Below are 20,697 nucleotides of genomic sequence, written 5' to 3'. Positions count from 1 at the left end.
GTGTATATTAATATTTAGCTAGGAAATAATAAACTAGATAATTTAATAGAAGGAGGAAGAATTATGGATATAAGAAGAGTAGTTTTAATCATTTTAGATAGTGTTGGCATTGGTGCATTACCTGATGCAGCTGAATTTGGGAATGAAGGTTGTAGTACTTTACCTCATATAGCTGAGGTAGTTGGGGGGATTAATCTTCCTAATTTAGAAGAGTTGGGGCTAGGAAATATTGTAGAAACAGACATCGAAGGAGTACAGGAGGTAGCAGAGCCAAGAGGAGCTTTCGGAAGAATGGCTGAGGCATCTAATGGAAAAGATACTACTATTGGTCATTGGGAGATAGCAGGGATTATTTCTGAAGACCCTTTTCCAACCTATCCAGAGGGCTTTCCAGCAGAAATTATTAAAGATTTTGAAGAGAAGATAGGAAAAAAAGTATTAGGAAATCGTCCTGCGTCAGGAACAGTAATTATTGAGGAGTTAGGGAAAGAACATTTAGAGACAGGTAAGCCAATAGTTTATACTTCTGCTGATAGTGTGTTTCAGATTGCCGCTCATGAAGAGGTGATTCCAGTTGAAGAGTTATATGAAATGTGTGAAATAGCTAGAAAAATTTTGACTGGTGAGCATGCGGTAGGGAGAGTAATTGCTAGACCATTTGTAGGAGAACTAGGAAGCTTTGAACGGACTGATAGAAGAGAAGATTTTTCTTTACAGCCGCCTACAAAGACGATTTTAGATTATATCAGTGATACAGATAAGTCGGTTATGGCAGTGGGAAAGATTGAAGATATCTTTTCTCATCTAGGAATTACTGATTCAATACATAGTGGCAATAATCAGGAAGCTATCCAAGATATTATTAAGTTTTTACAGCAAGATAAAGATGGTTTAATCTTTGCTAACTTAGTCGATTTTGATCAAGAATATGGACATCGGAATGATCCAGAAGGATATGCTAAAGCATTAGAGAGGTTTGATGTCGAACTACCAAAGATTATAGATCAATTAAATGAAGAAGACCTTTTAGTAATTACAGCTGACCATGGGTGTGATCCAACTTATGAAGGAACAGACCATACTAGAGAATATGTCCCTTTATTAGTCTATGGAGCGGCAGTAAAAGAGAGTGTTGATTTAGGTACTAGAAGGTCGTTTGCAGACTTAGGAGCGACTATTACTGATCTTTTAGAAGTTAATAGTACAGGAAATGGGACAAGCTTTAAAAAAGAGATAATTAAGTAGGAGGAATGAGATATGGATTTAAAAGCAATAGAAGAAAGTGTAGAGTATTTAAAGGAAGCAAGTGATAGCAGACCTGATATAGCTATGATCTTAGGTTCTGGTCTAGGTGTTTTAGCTGAAGAGATTGAAGATGCTACTATAGTCAAGTATGATGAAATCCCTAACTTTCCAACTTCTACAGTCGACGGACATGCTGGGCAGTTAGTGCTTGGTAAGTTAGAAGGGAAAAATGTTATAGCTATGCAAGGAAGATTTCATTATTATGAAGGTTATGCAATGTCTGAGGTGGTCTTTCCAGTAAGAGTTATGAATTTATTAGGAGCTAAAAAGTTACTTGTCACTAACTCAGCCGGAGGAGTTAATCGCAATTATAATGTAGGAGACTTAATGATTATTAATGACCATATTAATTTTATGGGGACTAATCCGTTGATTGGAGCTAATCAAGAAGAATTAGGACCACGTTTTCCTGATATGTCGATGCCTTATAATGAAGAACTGATCGATTTAGCTGAACAAGTAGCTGAAGATAAAGGAATTAATACTAGAAAAGGTGTCTATCTAGCGATGACAGGCCCGAGTTATGAGACTCCGGCTGAGATTCGAATGATTTCTAGATTAGGTGCTGATGCTGTAGGAATGTCTACAGTTCCAGAGGTAATTACCGCTAAGCATATGGGAATGAATGTTTTGGGTATTTCATGTATAACTAATATGGCAGCTGGTATTTTGGCTCAACCATTGGATCATAATGAAGTTATTGAGACTACAAAACGAGTAAAATCTAAATTTATTACTTTAGTTAGAGAGATTGTGAGTGAGATATAATGCGTGCTTATGATATTATCTTAAAAAAACGAGAAGGCAATGAGTTGTCGAAAGAAGAAATAGAATATTTAATTGAAGCATATACAGCTGGTGAACTGCCTGATTATCAATTATCTGCTTGGGCGATGGCAGTATTCTTTAAAGGAATGAATGAACGAGAGACAGCAGATTTAACAATGACTATGGCTAATTCAGGTGATACTATAGACTTAAGTCCTATCCAAGGGGTCAAGGTTGATAAGCATAGTACTGGTGGTGTAGGAGATACTACAACTTTAGTTTTGGCACCTTTGGTAGCTGCTGCTGGTGCTCCGGTAGCAAAGATGTCCGGTAGAGGACTAGGACATACTGGTGGTACTATTGATAAATTAGAATCGATTCCTGATTTTAATACGTCATTATCTCGGGAGCAGTTTATTAATAATGTAAATGATATTAAAGTAGCGGTAGCGGGGCAAACCGGAAATTTAGCGCCTGCTGATAAAAAGTTATATGCTTTGCGTGATGTAACGGCTACTGTTGATTCTATTCCATTAATTGCTAGTAGTATTATGAGCAAGAAGATAGCTGCTGGTGCTGATGGCATAGTATTAGATGTTAAAGTTGGCGATGGTGCGTTTATGAAAGATTATGAAGAAGCGAAAAGGTTAGCTAAGACCATGGTAGATATTGGGAAAAATGTTCAACGTGAAACAATTGCTGTTATTTCAGATATGAATCAACCATTAGGATTAGCAGTTGGTAATGCTTTAGAGGTTAAAGAAGCGATAGAAACTTTAAGAGGAGAAGGGCCTGTTGATTTAACTGCTCTCTGCTTAACTTTAGGGTCACAGATGTTAAGGTTATCGGGAGTTGTAAAGAGTGTAGAAGCTGGAAGAGAAGAGTTAGAGAAAGTTCTAACTAGCGGGGCAGGATTAAAAAAATTAAAAGAGATGATAACTGCTCAGGGTGGTAATCCAGAAGTAGTAGATAATTATAACTTGTTACCAACAGCTAAGCAGAAGATCGAATTAAAAGCAGAAGCTGATGGTTATATTGAAGAGATAGCTGCGGAGGATGTTGGTATTGCAGCAATGTTATTAGGAGCTGGGCGAAAAAGTAAAGAAGATAATATTGATATGGCTGTTGGTGTTGAATTAGCAGTTAAAGTTGGTGAGGAAGTAAGTAAAGGGGATAAATTGGCTCTTTTACATGTTAATGAGCAGAGCGATTTAACAGCAGCTAGAGAAAAGTTACAGAAAGCCTATACTATCACTACAGAGCCAGTAGAAGAAAAAGCATTAATCTATGAAATAGTAAAGTAAGATATTATAGAGGTAGATTTTAAAATATGTTAAATAATTGATAATAAAAGCAGGAATCTGTTTGTGAATTATAGAACTTAATAAATGTGGACATATTTCATAATTAGATTTTAAGTATGATTAACTGATATGGGAATCTTATTTATAAGATTGCGAGAAACAAAAGAGAAAAAATATAATTTTTTCCTAAAAAATGCAGGAATTAATTTCTAAATCTTGAATAATTATTATAGAGGAACAATTAAAAGAAGTAATTAATTTATAAAAGATAAATATTGAACAGACAATTAAATTAATAATTAGCAATAAAATCAAATAATATTTTGAAGCAAATCCTTGGAAAAAAAGGTACACCTGTTGAAAGACAGGGTCACAAAGTTTGGGTCTACGGCGATAAGCTATGACTGTCAGACTGCCAAAGGGATTAACGGCTTATTTTCATATTATAAGGCCTCATTCCTTTCTTGGTAGTCTGAAAGGAATGAGGTTTTTAGTATTTTAGTGAAAAGACAAAGGGGTGTGATGATAATGATTAATACCGCAAACCTAGATGATGAAATTAACAAACTAAAATCAGAGCTTATAGAGGCCAGCCAAGAAAATGATGATTTAGTTGCTGAAAGTGTAGTTGAAAAGAGTCAAGAATTAGATAAATTAATTGTTGCTTTTATGGACAAGCAGTTACAAGGATGAGATATATTTTATACAAAATGCGAAAATATAAAGAAACATGTACTTAATAAGATTAATTGGACAGTTTAATAAGGAATATAATGTAAAATATATTTTTTTATAAATTATGCAGGAATATTATGCCTAATATAGAATAATAAATATGGAAGCAATGATTTTAGTAATAATATCCATATTATCATAAAAATGAAATCAGTAAAATTAATAAGATCAATTAAATATTGAAACAAATCCTTGGAAAAAAGGTACACCTGTTGAAAGACAGGGTCACAAAGTCTGGGTCTACGGCGATAAGCTATGATTGTCAGACTGCCAAAGGGATTAGCGGCTTATTTTTATTATAAAGTCTTATTCCTTTCTGGTAGTCTGAAAGGAATAAGACTTTTAATTTTTAATATGGAAAATTATTAAAGGAGTGAGGAAGCATGTTTAATATTGATAATTTAAAGAATGAAATTAATAAGTTAAAGGCAGAACTTATAGAAACTAGTGAAGATAATGATAAATTGGTTGCAAAAAAAGTTGTAGATAAGAGTCAAGAATTAGATGAATTAATCGTGACTTTCATGCGGCAGCGGCAACAGGTGCAGAATTAGTGAAGCAGATTATAGTATTATAATATAAGCTAATTTTATAGCTAGATTTCAAGCATAATTAAAATTGAATCTATAATATAAGTATAGCTCCCTAAAGATAGAGTTATAATAAGAAAAAATCTTAAGGAGCTAAAAACAATGAATAGTCTAATTAAAAAGATAGTAGGTAGTGTAATAGCTATTATTCCAGTTGTCTTAATAATAAGTGGTATATTGTTTGGATTTAATATATTATCTATTTTACAATTCTTTTTGTTACCAGGAATAGTGATTTTAACTCTCTTTAATTTATATTTGTTTTTTAGAGTGGATGGTAAGTCAAAGAGTAATCTACAACATAAAAAAGAAAGTAAGCAAAATAATGCTAGTAATAATCAAACAGGAGAGGCTAAAAAGCAAGATGAGCAAACAGGAAATAAGGAACAAGAGAATAAGAAAGAAAAAAATAAAGAAGCAGAAAAAAATAACGAACAAGATTCTAAGGAGAAAGTACAAAGTGAAGAGAAAAAAGAAGTTAAAGGTGTTACTATAGAACAGAATCAAAATGAAGGAGAACAGGCTAAAGAAGAACAAAATGAAGACGAAAAGACTTTAGCAACTGAGAAAATGATAAAAGTAATTAAGCCTAAGAAATTAGAAAGTTATTTCCAGTCTTCTAAAGAAAATCAGAATAATCAGGAAGATCAATTAGAACAGCAAGATTCATCTAAGACTGAAATTAACTCTGGTCAAGAGGATACAAGTGATGTAGAGTTATTAGAGAAGGCTAGAGAACTTGGCCCCAAGGGTTGGAGTGCAATTACTATGGGAGCTACGAGTTTGATTTCACTGATTGTAAAAATTATAAAGGAAAAACGAAAGAATAAGAACTAAGTATAAAAGAGAAGGGATATCCCTTCTCTTTTTATATGTTATCCTAATTTTTCTTTAATGGAATGTGTTAGTTCTTTATTTTCCTCCTTTTACCAAGAATACTTTTCTTTGACCACTAATAATCATTTAACATAGTAGAAGAGTTTGTAGAAAGGGGGAAGTTAAGTTTTGAAAAGATTATTGGGAATTATATTAATAATTTCGGTCTGTTCTTTGTTATTTACTCCTTTTATATTAGCTGAAGATATTCCGAATCCTCAGTTTGATTTGAAAGCTAAATCAGCTATCTTGATGGAGGCTAAGTCTGGTCGTATTTTATATGAAAAGAATTCGCATGAAGAACTACCGCCGGCTAGTATAACTAAGATTATGACTCTATTATTAACTATGGAAGCTATTGATGAGGGAAGAGCTAAGTTAGACGATGTAGTTTCAACTAGTGAACATGCATCTAGTATGGGTGGGTCACAGATTTGGTTAGAACCAGGTGAAGAGATGACATTAAAAGAAATGATTAAGGCAATAGCAATAGTTTCTGCTAATGATGCTTGTGTAGCAGTGGCTGAATATCTTTATGGGACGCAAGAAGCTTTTGTAGATGCTATGAATAAGAAGGCTAAAGAGTTAGGGATGAAGGATACTTATTTTGTCAACACTAATGGGTTGCCGCCTACTGACCCTGAAATGAAAGGTAATTATACTAGTGCCCATGACGTTGCTTTAATGTCCCGAGAATTAATTAATAATTATCCTCAAGTTTTAGAATATACAAAAGTATGGATCGATTACTTGCGTGATGGGGACTCATTCTTACGTAACACCAATAATTTAGTTAGGTTTTATAATGGAGCTGACGGATTAAAGACGGGATATACCAGTGAAGCTGGTTATTGTGTGTCAGCTACTGCTCAAAGAGAAGGATTGCGCTTTATATCAGTAGTAATGCAAGAAGATAATTCTAAGGTTAGATTTAATGAAGCAGGTAAGTTACTATCATATGGTTTTAATATTTATCGTTCGATTAAAGTAATTAAGAAAGGTGAGGTGGCTATTGACCAGATAGAGGTCTACAAAGGTAAAGAGCCAATGATTAAAGCGGTTGCGAAAGAGGATTTAAATGCAGCAGTAATTAGAGGTAATGAAGATAAGTTAACGAAACAGATAGTAATTAAAGATGACCTAATGGCTCCTTTAAAAGCAGGAGATAAGGTTGGAGAGATAAGGGTTTTAGCTAATAATAAGGTTATAGCTAAGACTGATTTAGTTTCTAATCGCGACGTGGAAAAAGGAAATATAATCCAGATAATCATTCAATTATTAAGAAAGTTTTTAATGAATATCGTTAATCTCTTTAGCTAATCAATATAGAAATAATAACTTTAAAATGAAATATATTGAAAATATTGTAAAAAATGAAGGAGAAAATAAATCAATATTGAATTCTAATTAATACAGAACTATATTTATAGCAGGGAGGTTAATCTAACGATGAGCTTAGAGATAGAGCGAGAAGGAGTAAATTTAATTGTAAGGGTTTATGGTGATTTGGATTTACATACTGTTGATAATTTGCGAATGGAGATAGAAGATAGGTTAGACCAAGAAGTTGGAATCAAGAATATGATTCTAAATTTAGAGGATGTTGACTTTATTGATAGTTCAGGTTTAGGATTTATAATTGGGCGCTATAAGCGAATAAGTAATCATGGTGGAGAGCTTAAATTAATTAATGTCAAAAATTCAATTAATAAGGTATTTGAATTATCAGGTATTTTGAAAATAGTAGATGTATTTCCTAGTGAACGTGAAGCATTGAAAGCAGTTTAAAACTTTCTTTAAGGAGGTAAGGAGATTGAGTAGTAATAGTGCTAAATTAGAAATCAAGAGTCTTACGGATAATATCGGTTTAGCTAGAGTTACAGTAGCATCTTTTGCCGCCCAGTTAGATTTTACTTTATCTGAAATTGAAGAGATCAAAGTGGCTGTTTCAGAAGCAGTATCCAATGCAATCATCCATGCTTATCATAATGATGAAGGAGTAATAGAGATTGGGATGGCAATAAATAATCACAGATTAATAATTACTATCAAAGATTATGGACAAGGGATTTCAGATATTGAACAAGCTAGGCAACCTTCCTATACGACAGCTGATAGAATGGGATTAGGGTTAGTGTTTATTGATTCGTTTATGAATGATTTAGAAGTAGATTCTAAGCTACAAGAAGGAACTAAATTAAAAATGGTTAAAATTCCAGAAAAATCACAAAAGAAAGCAACTTAGGAGCGAGATTTAATGAAAAAGTTTGGGAATGGTAACTTAAATATTCCAGAGAAAGAGTTGTTATCTGACGAAGAAACAAAGGAGTTATTAGCTAAAGCTCAAGCAGGGAGTAATGAGGCCAAAGAAAAGTTAGTTAATCATAATCTAAAGTTAATACTTAAAATAGCTCATAGGTTTGCTAATAGTAATTATAATTATGAAGAGTTATTTCAAATAGGTAGTATTGGTTTATTAAAAGCAATTGAAAGGTTTGATTTAGATAGAGGAGTAAAATTTTCTACATATGCTGTTCCTTTAATTATTGGTGAAATAAAACGATTTTTAAGAGATGATGATGTAGTTAAAGTTAGTCGCTCCTTAAAGAATAGGGCCTATAAGATTAATAAAGTTAAAGAAGAATTAATGGCAGAGTTAAACCGTGAACCAACTGTAGGAGAGGTAGCTGATAAATTAGATGTTAGTAAAGAGGAGGTTGTGACGGCTTTAGAGGCAGTACAGGAGCCTACTTCTCTTTATACTTCAATTTATGAGGAAGAAGGTAGTTCAATTGAACTAATTGACCAGTTAGCGGCGACTAGTGAAGAGTATGAAAAAGAGATTGATAGATTAGATTTGCAGCAAGTAATTCAATATTTAGAACCAAGAGAAAAATTAATTTTGAAGTTGCGCTATTTTGATGAGTTAACTCAAAACGAAATTGCAGAGCAAATTGGAGTTTCACAAGTACAAGTATCAAGACTAGAACGAAAGATTATTAAGAAGATTAGAGAAGAAATAAATTAAAATTAAAAATATCAATAATTTGTATGAGAAGGTTACAGGAAGATTATGTAACCTTCTCTTTTTATTTCTATACTATATTTTTTCATATTGCAAATAATAACTACAAGATTAATAATTAGTTAAAGGTGGTGATTCGATGCTAATAGAAGAGACTATAGCGACAGCTGTTACTATAGCTTTAATTTTAGTTATTGCATTAACTATTTTTTCTTGGATACTAATGAATAATGAAATTTTTGACTCAGGGTTGCCGCCAGGAGCTAAAAAAGTCTTTAAAATGCATAAATTAGACATGGCAGGAAAGAATACTGATAAAGGAATAATAAATAATGAATTTAACTTAAAATTATTATGGAGGGAAATAAGATGACAATTACTAAGGTAGTAGAGTTGGTAGGAGAATCGACAGATAATTGGAGAGATGCTGCTAAGAATGCAGTAGCAGAAGCAAATAAAACGATTGACGGTATTACTGGAGTAGAGATTTTGAACTTAACTGCCGATGTACAGGATGGTGAAATTGTAGAATATAAAGCTAATGTACAAGTTGCATTTCCAGTTAAGGAAAGTCGCAAATAATTATTAGGCACCTAATATTAGGTGCCTGTAATTTGTAAAGGAGGTAAATGATAATGCCCCAAATTAATAAAACTCCTAATGAATATCAGAAGATGGTTAAGAATGCTCATCCATCTGATTCTAAAGTTAAAAACTTTATTTCTGCTTATGTAATTGGAGGGTTAATTTGTGTAGTAGGAGAGATAATTACTAATATACTGACAGCTCAGGGGCTTGCTTTAAATGAGGCAGGACCATTAATGAGTGTAAGTATGATCTTTATTGGTGGTTTACTAACTGGCATTGGGGTATATGACGAGATAGCTCAGTATGCAGGAGCAGGAACTATAGTTCCAATTACTGGTTTTGCTAATGCGATAGTCTCCCCAGCCATGGAGTATAAGCAAGATGGGTATATTTTAGGACTAGGTGCTAAGATGTATAGTGTAGCTGGGCCAGTATTAACTTATGGGATGTTGAGTGCTTTTATAGTTGGAATAATTAAGTTGATTTTTATTTGATTATTTTATAAATGGAGGATATATGATGAATAAAGTAGTTGGAAATCAGACAATTAAATTTGAAAGAAAGCCTAAAATTATATCCTCGGCAGCTATTGTCGGTCCGAAAGAAGGAGAAGGTCCATTAGGAGAGTACTTTGATAAAGCTTTACAGGATTCATATTATCAAGAACAGACATGGGAGAAAGCGGAACGAAAGATGACACAAGAAAATATAGATCTTCTCTTGCAAAAGGCAAATTTAAGCCCGGATAAGATTGATTATTTAATCGGTGGAGACTTATTAAATCAAACAGTTACTTCTAATTTTGCTGCTAGGAAATTTGCAGTTCCTTACTTTGGGATTTATGGTGCTTGTTCTACAATGGTCGAAGGAATGATCTTAGGAGCTATTCTAATAGATGGCGGTTATGGTTATAGGACAATAAACTTTACTTCTAGTCACTATCAGGGAGCAGAGCGGCAGTATAGAACCCCCAATGAGTATGGTGATAAGTATCCAAGTTATAAGCAATGGACGGCTACTGGAACCGGAGCTACATTATTAGCTAAGGATGGACAGGGTCCAGTAGTTACAGAGGCAACTGTAGGTAAAGTGATCGATTTAGGAGTTAAGGACCCGAAAGATATGGGTTCTGCTATGGCTCCCGCAGCGGCTGATACAATTTTACAGCATCTAAATGATACTGGACGGACTCCACAGGATTATGATTTGATAGTTACAGGAGACTTAGGAGAAGTAGGTAGCAAATTATTAAAAGAGTTATTGGCTGAAAAGAATATAAATTTACAAGACTGTCATGATGATTGTGGAAAGATACTATATAATTCTGATCAAGATGTAGGGGCAGGAGGAAGTGGATGTGCATGTGCAGCAGTAGTAACTGCTGCTTATTTGCTACCTTATTTAAATAATGGTGAATTTAAGCGAATATTTGTAGTAGCTACCGGAGCATTGCTAAGTCCATTAACATCGCTGCAAGGAGAATCAATCCCAAGCATTGCTCACGGAATTGTGATTGAAAATGAATCGCCAAATAATGCTATTGGTAATTTTAGCTATGAAGAATAGAAAAGATACTTAAGCACTTATGGAAAGTGAGGTAAGAGGCTTGAATTATTTAGCTGCTTTTTTAGTTGGGGGATTGGTTTGTGGGTTAGGACAACTATTTTTAGATTTTACTAATTATACACCGGCTCATTTATTAGTGGGGATGGTTATAACTGGTTCACTTTTAACTGGAGTTGGCTGGTTTCAACCAATTATTGATTTTGCTGGGGCTGGCATTACTGTTCCAGTTATTAATTTTGGACATGTTTTAACTAAAGGAGTTTTAACTGAAGTTGAACGTGAAGGATTTTTGGGGCTATTTGCTGGTGTTTTAGAAGTAGGAAGTGCTGGAGTAAGCGCCTCAATAATAATTGGATTCTTAATGGCTGCTCTTTTTCATCCCAAAGAATAGCAATTTACGCATATTTTCAGCTATTAATCACAAGACTAATAAGGAGGTAAGTGATGGCAGCAAAAAAAGCTATATTAATTACTGATGGAGATGAAACAGCATGTAAAGCGGTTGAGGCAACAGGAAAGAAGTTGGGGTTACGTACTATCTCTAGATCGGCTGGGAACCCTACTCAAAATAGTGGTGAACAGATAGTTGAATTAATAAAAGAAGCTGAATCGGATGTAGCTTTAGTTATGTTTGATGATCAAGGAAACAGCGGTAAAGGTGCTGGCGAAGAAGCTATGGAAATTATCTTGGATTCTGGAGATATAGAAGTATTAGGTGTTTTGGCTGTAGCCTCTGATACTAAAGATGTAGAGGGAATTCAACCAAACTTTTCAGTTACTAATAATGCTGAAATAGTAGATGGTCCAGTCGATAAAGAAGGGGATTCAGAACCAATTACTAATCTCTATTTAGAAGGAGATACTATTGATATTATTAACGAATATGAACCAGAGATGGTGGTAGGAATCGGGGATATCGGTAAGATGGATAAGAAAGATGATTTGTCTAAAGGTTGTCCAGTTACTATGAAAGCTATTGAAGAAATATTAAGTAGGAGTGGAATCAGTTATGAAAGAAATCTTTAAGGAATTAGATAAAAATTTAGAATATTTGCAAGATGAATTACATGCTGATCTTAGTTTTGATGTGCTGACTAGAACCTTTCTAATTGGCGATAAAAAAGCTGGGATGGTATATTTAGATGGTTTCGTTAAAGACGATTTTATACTTATTTTGGAACAGTTAATAGAAACTGAAAGAGAAGAGCTTAGTGTAGATGTAATTCAAAAAATATTAGATAAAAGAATTCCATATTTTGAAGTTAGTACAGTAAATACCTTAGATGACTCTATAGATCAGATCTTAGCTGGTCCACAAGTAATCTTTGTTGAAGGTGAAACTGAGGCAATAGTTATTGATGGTCGAACTTGGATGTCTAGAGGTCCTGAAGAACCCGAGTTAGAAAAGTCTACTCGCGGCCCTAATGATGGCTTTGTTGAGACAATGTTATTTAATGTACAGATGATTAGAAGACGTTTACGTGATCCAGAATTTATTGCTGAGGTCATCAAAATAGGTAATAGGTCGAATAGTGATGTAGCAGTTACTTATATTAAAGATATAGCAGATCCTGGATTAGTTGATATTATAAAAACAAAGTTAAAGAAGATTAATGTAGATGGATTGCCTTTAGCAGATAAAACAATTGAAGACTTTTTGACTGGTAATACTCTGAATCCTTTACCTGAAGTTAGGTATACTGAACGGCCAGATCTTGTGGCTGCTCATTTACTAGAGGGTAAGATCTGTGTTATTATTGATAATTCACCGACTGCCCTTTTATTACCAGCGGTCTTTTTCGACCATGTACAGAGTTTAGAGGATTATCGGCAAACACCATTGCCAGGAACTTATTTAAAGTTAGTACGTTTAGCGGCAACAGTAACTTCGTTATTTTTACCGGTACTTTGGTTATTATTTGCTTTACAACCAGATTTGTTACCATCATCTTTAGAATTTATTGGACCAAAAAAGGCCGGTACAATTCCAATAGGATGGCAGTTTGTTCTGGCTAGTTTAGGTATTGATTTAGTTAGAATGGCCTCAATTCAAGTTCCAAATGCTTTAGCAACTTCTTTAAGTTTAATTGGAGCATTATTATTGGGAGATTTTGCAGTGAAAGTAGGCTTGTTTGTTCCTGAAACTATCTTATATATGGCGATTGGAGCTACTAGTAACTTTGCCATTTCCGGTTTTGAATTGGCGTTGACAATTAAACTATTGCGATTTATATTATTAATTTTGGTTACTTTATTTAAATTGCCAGGATTTATTGTAGGCACAGTAATTATAATTGGATTATTCTTATTTACTAAATCTTTTGGTATCTCCTATTTATGGCCTCTAATTCCTTTTAATTGGAATGCATTAAAGTCTTATATTGCAAGACAGTCGATTCTGGATTTATCGCACCGGCGACCAAATATTCATAGTCCAACTGATTCTGATAGATATCCGGAGGATAGAAAGGATGGTTAGTATTACTCAAGGAGCAGGGAACGAGGGGTGATGAATGGATAATTTAACTAAAGTCATTATTTATAGTTCTTTAGCAGGAAGCACCATTTTAGTAGGTGGGTATTTAGGAACTAAGGATATATCTGAGCGTTTATTATCTTTCATGCTATCATTTGGTGCTGGAATATTGCTTTCAGTTATTTCTTTTTCATTAATCCCCGAATCGTATCGCGGGGCTGGAATGTTAGGGAGTTCTGGTAGTTTTATATTAGGAGGGATATTCTTTTTAGTAATTGATGACTTTATTGAAAAGCGATTTAGCTCCGGAGTTGGAATTGCTTTAGGTACTTTTTTAGATGACTTGCCAGAAGCAATTAGTATGGGAATTGGTTTTGCTACTGGAGGTGGAGGGTTAGGGACAGTATTAGCGGTTTCTGTCTTTCTGCATAATATTCCTGAGGGTTTTTTGACCACCGAAGAGATGATTAATGAAGGAAACTTTAAAAAAAGATTTGCCTATTTAATTGCAGGAATAATTGCTTTGATTAATCCAATAGGGGCTATTATTGGTTTTAAATTTTTGGTTGGGCTATCAAAGTTTTGGCTAGGCTCAATTATGGCATTTGCCGGAGGAGCTATTCTTTATATGATTACTGATGAGATGATTCCAAGAGCTGTTAGTAACGGTGGTAAGTTTGAGGTAATGGGAGTCCTAATTGGCTTTTTATCTAGTTTTCTTTTAGGAGAAATATTTACAGCTGGTTCTTTAGCTTTTTAATTTAAATGTTGTAGAAAGGAGGAAAGAGATGACATTGAAAGTAGGAATTCCAAAGTCATTATTATATTTTTATTATTATCCTGGATGGAAGAAGTTCTTTGCTGAATTAGGAGTAGAAACAGTGGAGTCATCATCTTCTAATAAAGCAATAGTAAACAAAGGGGTTAAATTAGCTATAGACGAGGCTTGTTTTCCGGTTAAAATGTGTCATGGTCATGTGCTTGATCTTTGTGATAAAGTAGATTATCTCTTCTTACCTCGCATTGTGAGTGTAGAGAATAATGAATATGTCTGTCCTAAACTAATGGGTTTACCGGATATGATTAGGAGTAATATAGATAATTTACCACAATTATTGACGCCAACGATTAATCGTAATCAAAGTTGGTTATCTTTATTAAAGGCTAATTTAGAGCTAGGGGCTAAGTTTACAGATAACAAATTAAAGATCTTAAAAGCACATTGGAAGGCTAATCAGGCTTTTAAAAAGTATCATAAAGATTTAACAAAGAGTATTAAGAGTCAAGATAGATTAGTAATTGCTTTATTGGGACATTCTTATTTGCTTAATGACCAATATATTAATTTAGGTATTATAGATAAACTAAAGAATCTAGGAGTAGAAGTCATAACTCCTCAAAATCTTACTTCACAACAGATTAAGCAAGGTGCTAATAAATTATCTAAAGACCTTTTCTGGACTTTTAATAAAAGAATTATTGGGGCTGCTTACTATCTATTTGATCGCCAAGAGATAGATGGTATTATTCAACTAGCAGCTTTTGGTTGTGGGCCAGATGCTTTAATTGGAGAATTGATTGAAAGAAGGGCTAAACGAAGAGATGATATTCATTTTATGTCTTTGAACCTAGATGAACATTCAGGAGAGGCAGGATTATTAACTAGGTTAGAAGCATTTGTAGATATGATTAAGTGGGAGGTTAAAGGAGCATGAAGGTAACATTTCCGCATATGGGGAATATGAATTTATCGATTAAGTCATTATTTAATAATTTAGGTCTAGATGTGATAGAACCACCTCCAATTACTAAACGAACTTTAGATTTAGGAGTAAAGTATTCACCAGAGTTTGCTTGTTTACCATTAAAGATAAATATAGGTAATTATATAGAAGCATTAGAATTAGGCGCAGATACAATCATAATGGGTGGTGGTATTGGTCCTTGTCGTTTTGGATATTATGCGGAGGTGCAGAAGGAGATTCTTAATGATTTAGGTTATGATTATGAAATGATAGTTTTAGAGCCTTTCCAAAGTCGTTGGGAGAATTTCATCAAGCAATTTAAGTTTATATTTAAGCATGTTGAATGGTGGAAGTTTATAAGCGCTTGGCGATTGGCTTGGGCAAAATGTGAGGTTATTGATAAAGCTAATGAATATGTTAATCAAATGCGAGCTTATGCTATTGAACCGCAGTCAGTGACTAAATTATATAAAGAATTTTTAAGGAAATTAGAAAGAACAGAAGATAAAAGAGAGCTTTATTCATTAGTAATAGGTTTAAAAGATAAAATTTTAGATTTGGATTTGGATATGAAAAGGGATCCACTTAAGATAGGTATAGTAGGTGAGATTTATGTAGTCTTAGAGCCATTTACTAATCTTAATTTAGAGGAAAAGTTAGGGGAGATGGGGGTTATAGTTGATCGGTCTATATACCTTAGTGACTGGGTAAGTGAACATCTTTTTTCAAATGCAAGTAATACTGCCAAACATCACAAAATAGAAGAAGCTGCTGAACCTTACTTAGAACATTTTGTTGGTGGTCATGGGTTAGAGACAATAGGTCAAACGATTCTTTATGATGAAAAAGGATATGATGGTGTAATTCAATTAGCTCCATTTACCTGTATGCCAGAGATAGTGGCGCAGAGTATTTTGCCTGAGATTAGTAAAGAAAGGAATCTACCAGTGCTATCATTAGTATTAGATGAACATACTGGGGATGCAGGGTTTATTACTAGATTAGAAGCATTTGTTGATTTATTAGCAAGAAAGAGAAGAGACCAGGTGGGAGGTCAAGTTATATGAAAGGCTATTTAGGAATTGATGTGGGGTCAGTAAGTACTAATTTAGTCTTATTAAACGATAATTATCAAGTGTTAGAAAAGTTATATTTAAGAACACAAGGACGGCCAATAGATACAATCCAAATCGGTTTAAAGAAACTAGGTGAGAAGATTGGTGATATTCAAATCAAAGGCGTCGGAACTACAGGTAGTGCTAGAAATTTAGCAGGAGTAATTGTAGGGGCTGATGTAATCAAGAATGAGATTACAGCTCATGCTGTTGCCGCTTCAAATGTAGTTCCAGGAGTTAGAACAGTATTAGAAATTGGTGGTCAAGACTCAAAGATTATTATCTTGCGAGAAGGAGTAGTAGTCGATTTTGCGATGAATACAGTCTGTGCGGCAGGAACTGGTTCGTTTCTAGACCAGCAGGCGAGTAGATTAAGTATACCAATTGAAGAGTTTGGAGAATTAGCATTGCAAGCTAATTCCCCAGTTAGGATTGCTGGTCGTTGTTCTGTCTTTGCAGAGTCAGATATGATTCACAAACAACAGTTAGGCCATTGCACAGAAGACATAATTGCTGGACTTTGTGAAGCATTAGTTAGAAATTATCTTAACAATGTAGGACAAGGGAAAGAGATCTTAGAGCCGATTCTTTTTCAAGGCGGAGTAGCTGCTAACAAAGGTATTAAAGCAGCTTTTTCTGAGGAATTAGACGCTAAAATAAACGTCCCAAAACATCATAATGTAATGGGAGCCTTAGGTTCAGCCATCTTAGCAAAAGAAGAAATGAGACAGAAGAAAAAAACTTCTTTTAAAGGCTTTGATGTGTCAGAATTTAGTTATAATGTTTCTAGCTTTGAATGTGATTCCTGTCCAAATAGTTGTGAGATTATTAATATCTATCAAGATGAAGAATTAGTAGCTAGATGGGGCTTTAAGTGCCCAAAATGGGAAGCAGTTTAAACAGTTAACAGTGTACAGTTGACAGTTGACAGTGAAGCCCAGAAAAGAGTTTTCGGATTAGAAGTAGAGTCTATCGTAGGCTTGCGACCAGCTTTGAACTTTAAGCTGGGCGAGACAGTGAAGCCCAGAAAAATACAGGTTAAGGTCAAGGTTAAGAAATTTGCTTAACGGTTAATCTTAGCTCTTGCTTAAAATTTAGAGAACAAATAAGTTTTATAGATAGTTTGCGTTCATAATCAATTGATTATGAACGCACAGGAATAACAACTTTATCATAGAGGGAGTCAAAAAATAATTTGAGTTATTTTCTATAGTAACTTGACACAATCTAAACTCACTTCCTTACTTGACATTTAATGGGAAGTGAGATATAATTATGGATATATAGAACTGACTGGTCAGTTCTGAAATAGGAGGTGGTCAAGTGAAATTTATCAAGTCTTTTGTACAAAAGTATGCTAAAGGAATTATTATAATGACTATTTTATTAACAGTATTTTTTGCTTATCAAGCTATTGGGGTTAAGATTAATACTGATATGAAGAAGATGTTTCCAGATGGTGACCCAGTAGTTGAAACATTTGATAAGATAAGTGATAGATATGGTGGTTCAGAATATATAGTCTTAATGCTAAAAGATAGAGATATAATGGATAAAGAGACTTTACAGCATATTGATTACTTAACTAAGAAGCTGGAAGGTATTAAAGGAATTAATAAGGTGCGGAGTATTACTAATATTGAAGAGATTCGCGGTAAAGGATTTACGATTGAAATAGGGGAATTCATTAAAGAAATACCTAAAACTAAAAGAGAAATTCAGAGCTTAAAAGAAGATGTTTTGACTAAAGACCGCTATTTAGGGACTTTAGTAGCCCAAGATTTAGAGGCAGCAACAATTATTTCTCAATTAAGTCCTGAAGCTAATCAAAAAAAGGTAGTTTCTAAGGTGCAAAAGATTAGGAAGGAAGCTGAGCTAACAGAGGAAAGTTATTTAACAGGAAGTCCAGTTTTGACTAAAGCGATGGCAGATAATATGAAGAATGATATTATTAAACTCTTTCCTTTTGTTTCGATAATGGTAATGTTAATCTTATTTGATAGTTTTCATAGTTGGCGAGGAGTAGTTTTACCTATTATTGTTGTGCTTTTTAGTGTTATTTGGACGATTGGTTTGATTGCTTGGTTAGGTAAGAGTTTATCAATAGTTAGTACTGTACTACCAGTATTATTAGTTAGTGTAGGTAGTGCGTATGCTATTCATTTCTTAACTAGGTTTTATGAAGACCAAAAAGAAGGGTTGAATAAAAAAGAGGCAATTATTGAAAGTATTCTAAAAGTAGGAATGGCTATTGTGATGGCAGGAATAACTACTATTGCCGGTTTTTCTTCTTTGGGCTTATCAGACTTAACGATAATTAAAGATTTTGGTCTCTTTACTGCTTTTGGTGTCTTTGCGGCTCTTATAATGTCTATAACCTTTTTACCAGCTACTCTCTTTTTACTTAAAAAGCCTAAACATTTACGAGCAGCAGAAGATAGAAAGCTATTAGATAAATTATGTAGTAATATATCCAAACTTGTTAATAGGCATGCAATTTTAATAATTATTGGAGTCATTATCATCTGTTTATTATCATTATGGGTTGTCCCACAGATTAAGCCCGAGACGAATTATATTACTTTTTTTCAGCAAGGAAGTGAAATCAGAAAAGCAGATACATTAGTTAACACTAAGTTTGGTGGTTCAGAATCATTAGAGATTATAGTAGATACTAAAAAGAGAAATGGTATAGAAAATCCTAATTTTTTAAAGAAAGTAAAAAGTTTTCAGACAGAATTAGAAGAAATAGATCTATTAAGCAATTCAATGTCGGTGGTTGATCTGTTAGAAGAAGAAAATCAAGCTCTAAACCAAGGGGATGAGAAGTTTGAGCGACTACCAGGCAGGGGGATTGCACAGTATCTTCTACTTTTATCTTCCGATGATGATGATTTATTAAGTGATTTTATAGACTTTGATCATCAGGAAGTTAGAATTAGAGTTATGGTAGCTAGTGCTAGTAGTCAACAGACTAAATTGATGATACAGAAAGTAAGAGGTTTGATTGATGATAAGTTTGGGAATAAAAGTTATGATATTACTTTAACTGGAACTCCTGTCTTAAGTAATCGGTTAACAGACATGATTATCAGTAGTCAGATTAAGAGTTTATTATCATCAATTCTATTAGCTTTTATCATTACTAGCATTCTTTTAAAATCACCATTGAAAGGGTTTGCTTGTAGTTTTCCAATAGCAGTTACTGTATTAATAAACTTTGGGTTAATGGGTTGGACATCAGTGCCATTGAATGTAGCAACTAGTATGATTGCAAGTATTGCCGTTGGAGTAGGGGTGGATTACAGTATTCATTTCTATACTCGCTATCAGGAAGAAAGAGAAAAAGGAGCAAATTTAAAAGAAGCTTTGGAAATAGCTATTAAGACAATTGGAAGAGCAAATTATTTTAATGCAACAGCTGTAACTGCAGGATTCTTAGTTCTATTATTTTCTTCATTCCCACCGCTAAAGACTTTTGGATTACTGACGTCAATCACAATGTTAGTTTCCTTTTTAGGAGCAATGGTAGTACTGCCATCACTGATTATTGTAGGTGCGAAGATAAGTGACGTGATGAGTTCAGAAGATGATATTTCGTTGAGGGGAAGGTAACAGTTAACAGTGAAGCCCAGAAAAGAGCTTCCGAATTAGAAGCAGAGTCTATCATAGGCTTGCGACCAGCTTTGAACTTTAAGCTGGGCGAGACAGTGAAGCCCAGAAAAGAGCTTCCGAATTAGAAGCAGAGTCTATCGTAGGCTTGCGATCAAATACTAAAAAGGAGTGATTTATCAATGAGAAGAAAAATGATTAGTCTAATTCTAATGTCAGTATTAATTCTAGGATTAATAGGAGGAGTTTCAGCACAAGATTTAACTGGGGATGATATATTAGATAGAGTTGAAGCAGCAATTGATGCCGATTCATCAGAAATTAAATTAAAGATGCAGCTTTATAATGAAGCGGGAAGCATGAGAGAAAGAGAGTTAAAGGCTTATACCCAAGATGGAGAATACGATAAAGCTTTAATTCGTTTTTTAGCGCCAGCTAGTGTAGAAGGAACTGCCTTTTTATCTCATGAGAAGAATAATAATGATGAAGATATGTATCTTTACATGCCCGTATTAGGGAACGTAAGAAGGATAGCAGGTAGTCAAAAGAATGGTAGCTTTGTCGGTACAGATTTTAGTTATAATGATTTGTCAATCTTAGGTGGCGGTAACTATAAAGAAGATTATAAAGCAACAATTTTAGAATCCAATAAAAATGAATATTTATTAAAACTAATTCCTACTGATAAAGAGATTGAATATAAATTTGTCAAGATGTGGGTAAAAAGAAGCAATTGGTTTCCAACTAAGTTAGAGTTTTATGATACTAGTGGAGATTTACATAAGGTATTAATTAATGAAGGTGTTAAGCAGATTGCTGGATATTGGACAGCTAGTGAATTAACGATGAAGAATGTACAGAAAGGTAGTAAGACGGTATTACGCTTAGATGAAATTACTTATGATAAGCCAATTAGTGAACGAATCTTTACAACAAGGTATTTACGGCGATATTAATTGATTATACAATGGTTTTAGATGACAATTATAATT

Annotated in this window: 24 protein-coding genes and 2 riboswitches; all 24 genes read left to right on the top strand. The window is 33.9% G+C overall.

From position 1 onward, the window contains the following. Positions 1-63: 63 nt before the first annotated feature. The 24 genes from BM077_RS01515 to BM077_RS01405 all read left to right on the top strand — a co-directional run bounded on the left by BM077_RS01515 (position 64) and on the right by BM077_RS01405 (position 20,661). Complete coding sequence (locus BM077_RS01515; RefSeq protein WP_089747418.1) at positions 64-1,245, top strand: phosphopentomutase; 1,182 nt, start codon at positions 64-66, stop codon at positions 1,243-1,245. Between the two features lie 12 nt (positions 1,246-1,257). Beyond that, entirely contained in the window at positions 1,258-2,073 is an 816-nt protein-coding gene (locus tag BM077_RS01510) for a purine-nucleoside phosphorylase (RefSeq protein ID WP_089747415.1), read from the top strand. After that, positions 2,073-3,377 (top strand): pyrimidine-nucleoside phosphorylase, encoded by a 1,305-nt coding sequence (locus tag BM077_RS01505; protein ID WP_089747413.1) that lies wholly within the window; start codon positions 2,073-2,075, stop codon positions 3,375-3,377. The genes BM077_RS01510 and BM077_RS01505 overlap by 1 nt, the downstream gene beginning before the upstream one ends. A gap of 337 nt (positions 3,378-3,714) precedes the next feature. Then, a riboswitch (cyclic di-GMP riboswitch) is annotated at positions 3,715-3,797 on the top strand. Positions 3,798-3,905: 108 nt separating this feature from the next. Next, positions 3,906-4,070: an aspartyl-phosphate phosphatase Spo0E family protein gene (locus tag BM077_RS01500; protein ID WP_176941579.1), complete on the top strand. Its 165-nt coding sequence runs from the start codon at positions 3,906-3,908 to the stop codon at positions 4,068-4,070. Between the two features lie 234 nt (positions 4,071-4,304). Next, positions 4,305-4,387, top strand: a riboswitch (cyclic di-GMP riboswitch). A gap of 108 nt (positions 4,388-4,495) precedes the next feature. Further along, positions 4,496-4,666 carry an aspartyl-phosphate phosphatase Spo0E family protein gene (locus BM077_RS01495; protein ID WP_089747409.1) on the top strand — a complete coding sequence of 57 codons (171 nt, stop codon included), beginning with the start codon at positions 4,496-4,498 and terminating at the stop codon, positions 4,664-4,666. Positions 4,667-4,804: 138 nt separating this feature from the next. After that, positions 4,805-5,539 (top strand): DUF3784 domain-containing protein, encoded by a 735-nt coding sequence (locus BM077_RS01490; RefSeq protein ID WP_090095101.1) that lies wholly within the window; start codon positions 4,805-4,807, stop codon positions 5,537-5,539. Between the two features lie 168 nt (positions 5,540-5,707). Further along, positions 5,708-6,898 carry a D-alanyl-D-alanine carboxypeptidase family protein gene (locus tag BM077_RS01485; RefSeq protein WP_089747405.1) on the top strand — a complete coding sequence of 397 codons (1,191 nt, stop codon included), beginning with the start codon at positions 5,708-5,710 and terminating at the stop codon, positions 6,896-6,898. 129 nt (positions 6,899-7,027) lie between these two features. Further along, positions 7,028-7,366 carry an anti-sigma F factor antagonist gene (spoIIAA, locus tag BM077_RS01480; RefSeq protein WP_089747403.1) on the top strand — a complete coding sequence of 113 codons (339 nt, stop codon included), beginning with the start codon at positions 7,028-7,030 and terminating at the stop codon, positions 7,364-7,366. A gap of 25 nt (positions 7,367-7,391) precedes the next feature. Next, positions 7,392-7,823, top strand: a complete 432-nt coding sequence (spoIIAB, locus tag BM077_RS01475; protein ID WP_089747401.1) for an anti-sigma F factor — start codon at positions 7,392-7,394, stop codon at positions 7,821-7,823. Between the two features lie 12 nt (positions 7,824-7,835). Then, positions 7,836-8,606 (top strand): SigF/SigG family RNA polymerase sporulation sigma factor, encoded by a 771-nt coding sequence (locus BM077_RS01470; protein ID WP_089747399.1) that lies wholly within the window; start codon positions 7,836-7,838, stop codon positions 8,604-8,606. Between the two features lie 136 nt (positions 8,607-8,742). Beyond that, positions 8,743-8,976, top strand: coding sequence for a hypothetical protein (locus BM077_RS01465; protein ID WP_089747396.1), 234 nt, complete (start codon positions 8,743-8,745; stop codon positions 8,974-8,976). Then, entirely contained in the window at positions 8,973-9,185 is a 213-nt protein-coding gene (locus tag BM077_RS01460; protein WP_089747394.1) for a dodecin family protein, read from the top strand. The genes BM077_RS01465 and BM077_RS01460 overlap by 4 nt, the downstream gene beginning before the upstream one ends. 53 nt (positions 9,186-9,238) lie before the next feature. Continuing rightward, on the top strand, positions 9,239-9,685 hold the full coding sequence (gene spoVAC / locus BM077_RS01455; RefSeq protein ID WP_089747392.1) for a stage V sporulation protein AC: 447 nt from the start codon (positions 9,239-9,241) through the stop codon (positions 9,683-9,685). Between the two features lie 22 nt (positions 9,686-9,707). Beyond that, entirely contained in the window at positions 9,708-10,757 is a 1,050-nt protein-coding gene (gene spoVAD / locus BM077_RS01450) for a stage V sporulation protein AD (RefSeq protein ID WP_176941578.1), read from the top strand. A gap of 40 nt (positions 10,758-10,797) precedes the next feature. Continuing rightward, a complete protein-coding gene (locus BM077_RS01445; RefSeq protein WP_089747616.1) occupies positions 10,798-11,148 on the top strand; it encodes a SpoVA/SpoVAEb family sporulation membrane protein in 351 nt (116 codons plus the stop codon). Positions 11,149-11,201: 53 nt separating this feature from the next. Beyond that, the gene (locus BM077_RS01440) at positions 11,202-11,783 is read left to right on the top strand and encodes a stage V sporulation protein AE (protein ID WP_089747388.1); all 582 of its coding nucleotides are present in this window, start codon (positions 11,202-11,204) and stop codon (positions 11,781-11,783) included. Continuing rightward, the gene (locus tag BM077_RS01435) at positions 11,767-13,236 is read left to right on the top strand and encodes a spore germination protein (RefSeq protein WP_089747386.1); all 1,470 of its coding nucleotides are present in this window, start codon (positions 11,767-11,769) and stop codon (positions 13,234-13,236) included. Before BM077_RS01440 ends, BM077_RS01435 begins: the two co-directional genes overlap by 17 nt. A 34-nt stretch (positions 13,237-13,270) precedes the next feature. Then, a complete protein-coding gene (locus tag BM077_RS01430) occupies positions 13,271-13,993 on the top strand; it encodes a ZIP family metal transporter (RefSeq protein ID WP_089747384.1) in 723 nt (240 codons plus the stop codon). A 28-nt stretch (positions 13,994-14,021) separates the two neighbouring features. After that, positions 14,022-14,948 carry an acyl-CoA dehydratase activase-related protein gene (locus BM077_RS01425; protein WP_090095099.1) on the top strand — a complete coding sequence of 309 codons (927 nt, stop codon included), beginning with the start codon at positions 14,022-14,024 and terminating at the stop codon, positions 14,946-14,948. After that, positions 14,945-16,045 (top strand): CoA protein activase, encoded by a 1,101-nt coding sequence (locus BM077_RS01420; protein ID WP_089747380.1) that lies wholly within the window; start codon positions 14,945-14,947, stop codon positions 16,043-16,045. Before BM077_RS01425 ends, BM077_RS01420 begins: the two co-directional genes overlap by 4 nt. Then, entirely contained in the window at positions 16,042-16,992 is a 951-nt protein-coding gene (locus tag BM077_RS01415; RefSeq protein WP_089747378.1) for an acyl-CoA dehydratase activase, read from the top strand. Before BM077_RS01420 ends, BM077_RS01415 begins: the two co-directional genes overlap by 4 nt. Positions 16,993-17,010: 18 nt before the next feature. Next, positions 17,011-17,160, top strand: a complete 150-nt coding sequence (locus BM077_RS13660; RefSeq protein WP_176941577.1) for a hypothetical protein — start codon at positions 17,011-17,013, stop codon at positions 17,158-17,160. Between the two features lie 256 nt (positions 17,161-17,416). Continuing rightward, positions 17,417-19,708, top strand: coding sequence for an efflux RND transporter permease subunit (locus BM077_RS01410; protein ID WP_089747375.1), 2,292 nt, complete (start codon positions 17,417-17,419; stop codon positions 19,706-19,708). A 179-nt stretch (positions 19,709-19,887) separates the two neighbouring features. Next, entirely contained in the window at positions 19,888-20,661 is a 774-nt protein-coding gene (locus BM077_RS01405; RefSeq protein WP_089747373.1) for an outer membrane lipoprotein-sorting protein, read from the top strand. Positions 20,662-20,697: the final 36 nt, after the last annotated feature.

It is taken from the genome of Candidatus Frackibacter sp. WG13 (assembly GCF_900114655.1).
GTDB lineage: Bacteria > Bacillota > Halanaerobiia > Halobacteroidales > Acetohalobiaceae > Frackibacter.
The sequence above is the reverse complement of the archived record's forward strand: the minus strand, read 5'-3'. Positions and strand labels throughout refer to the sequence as shown.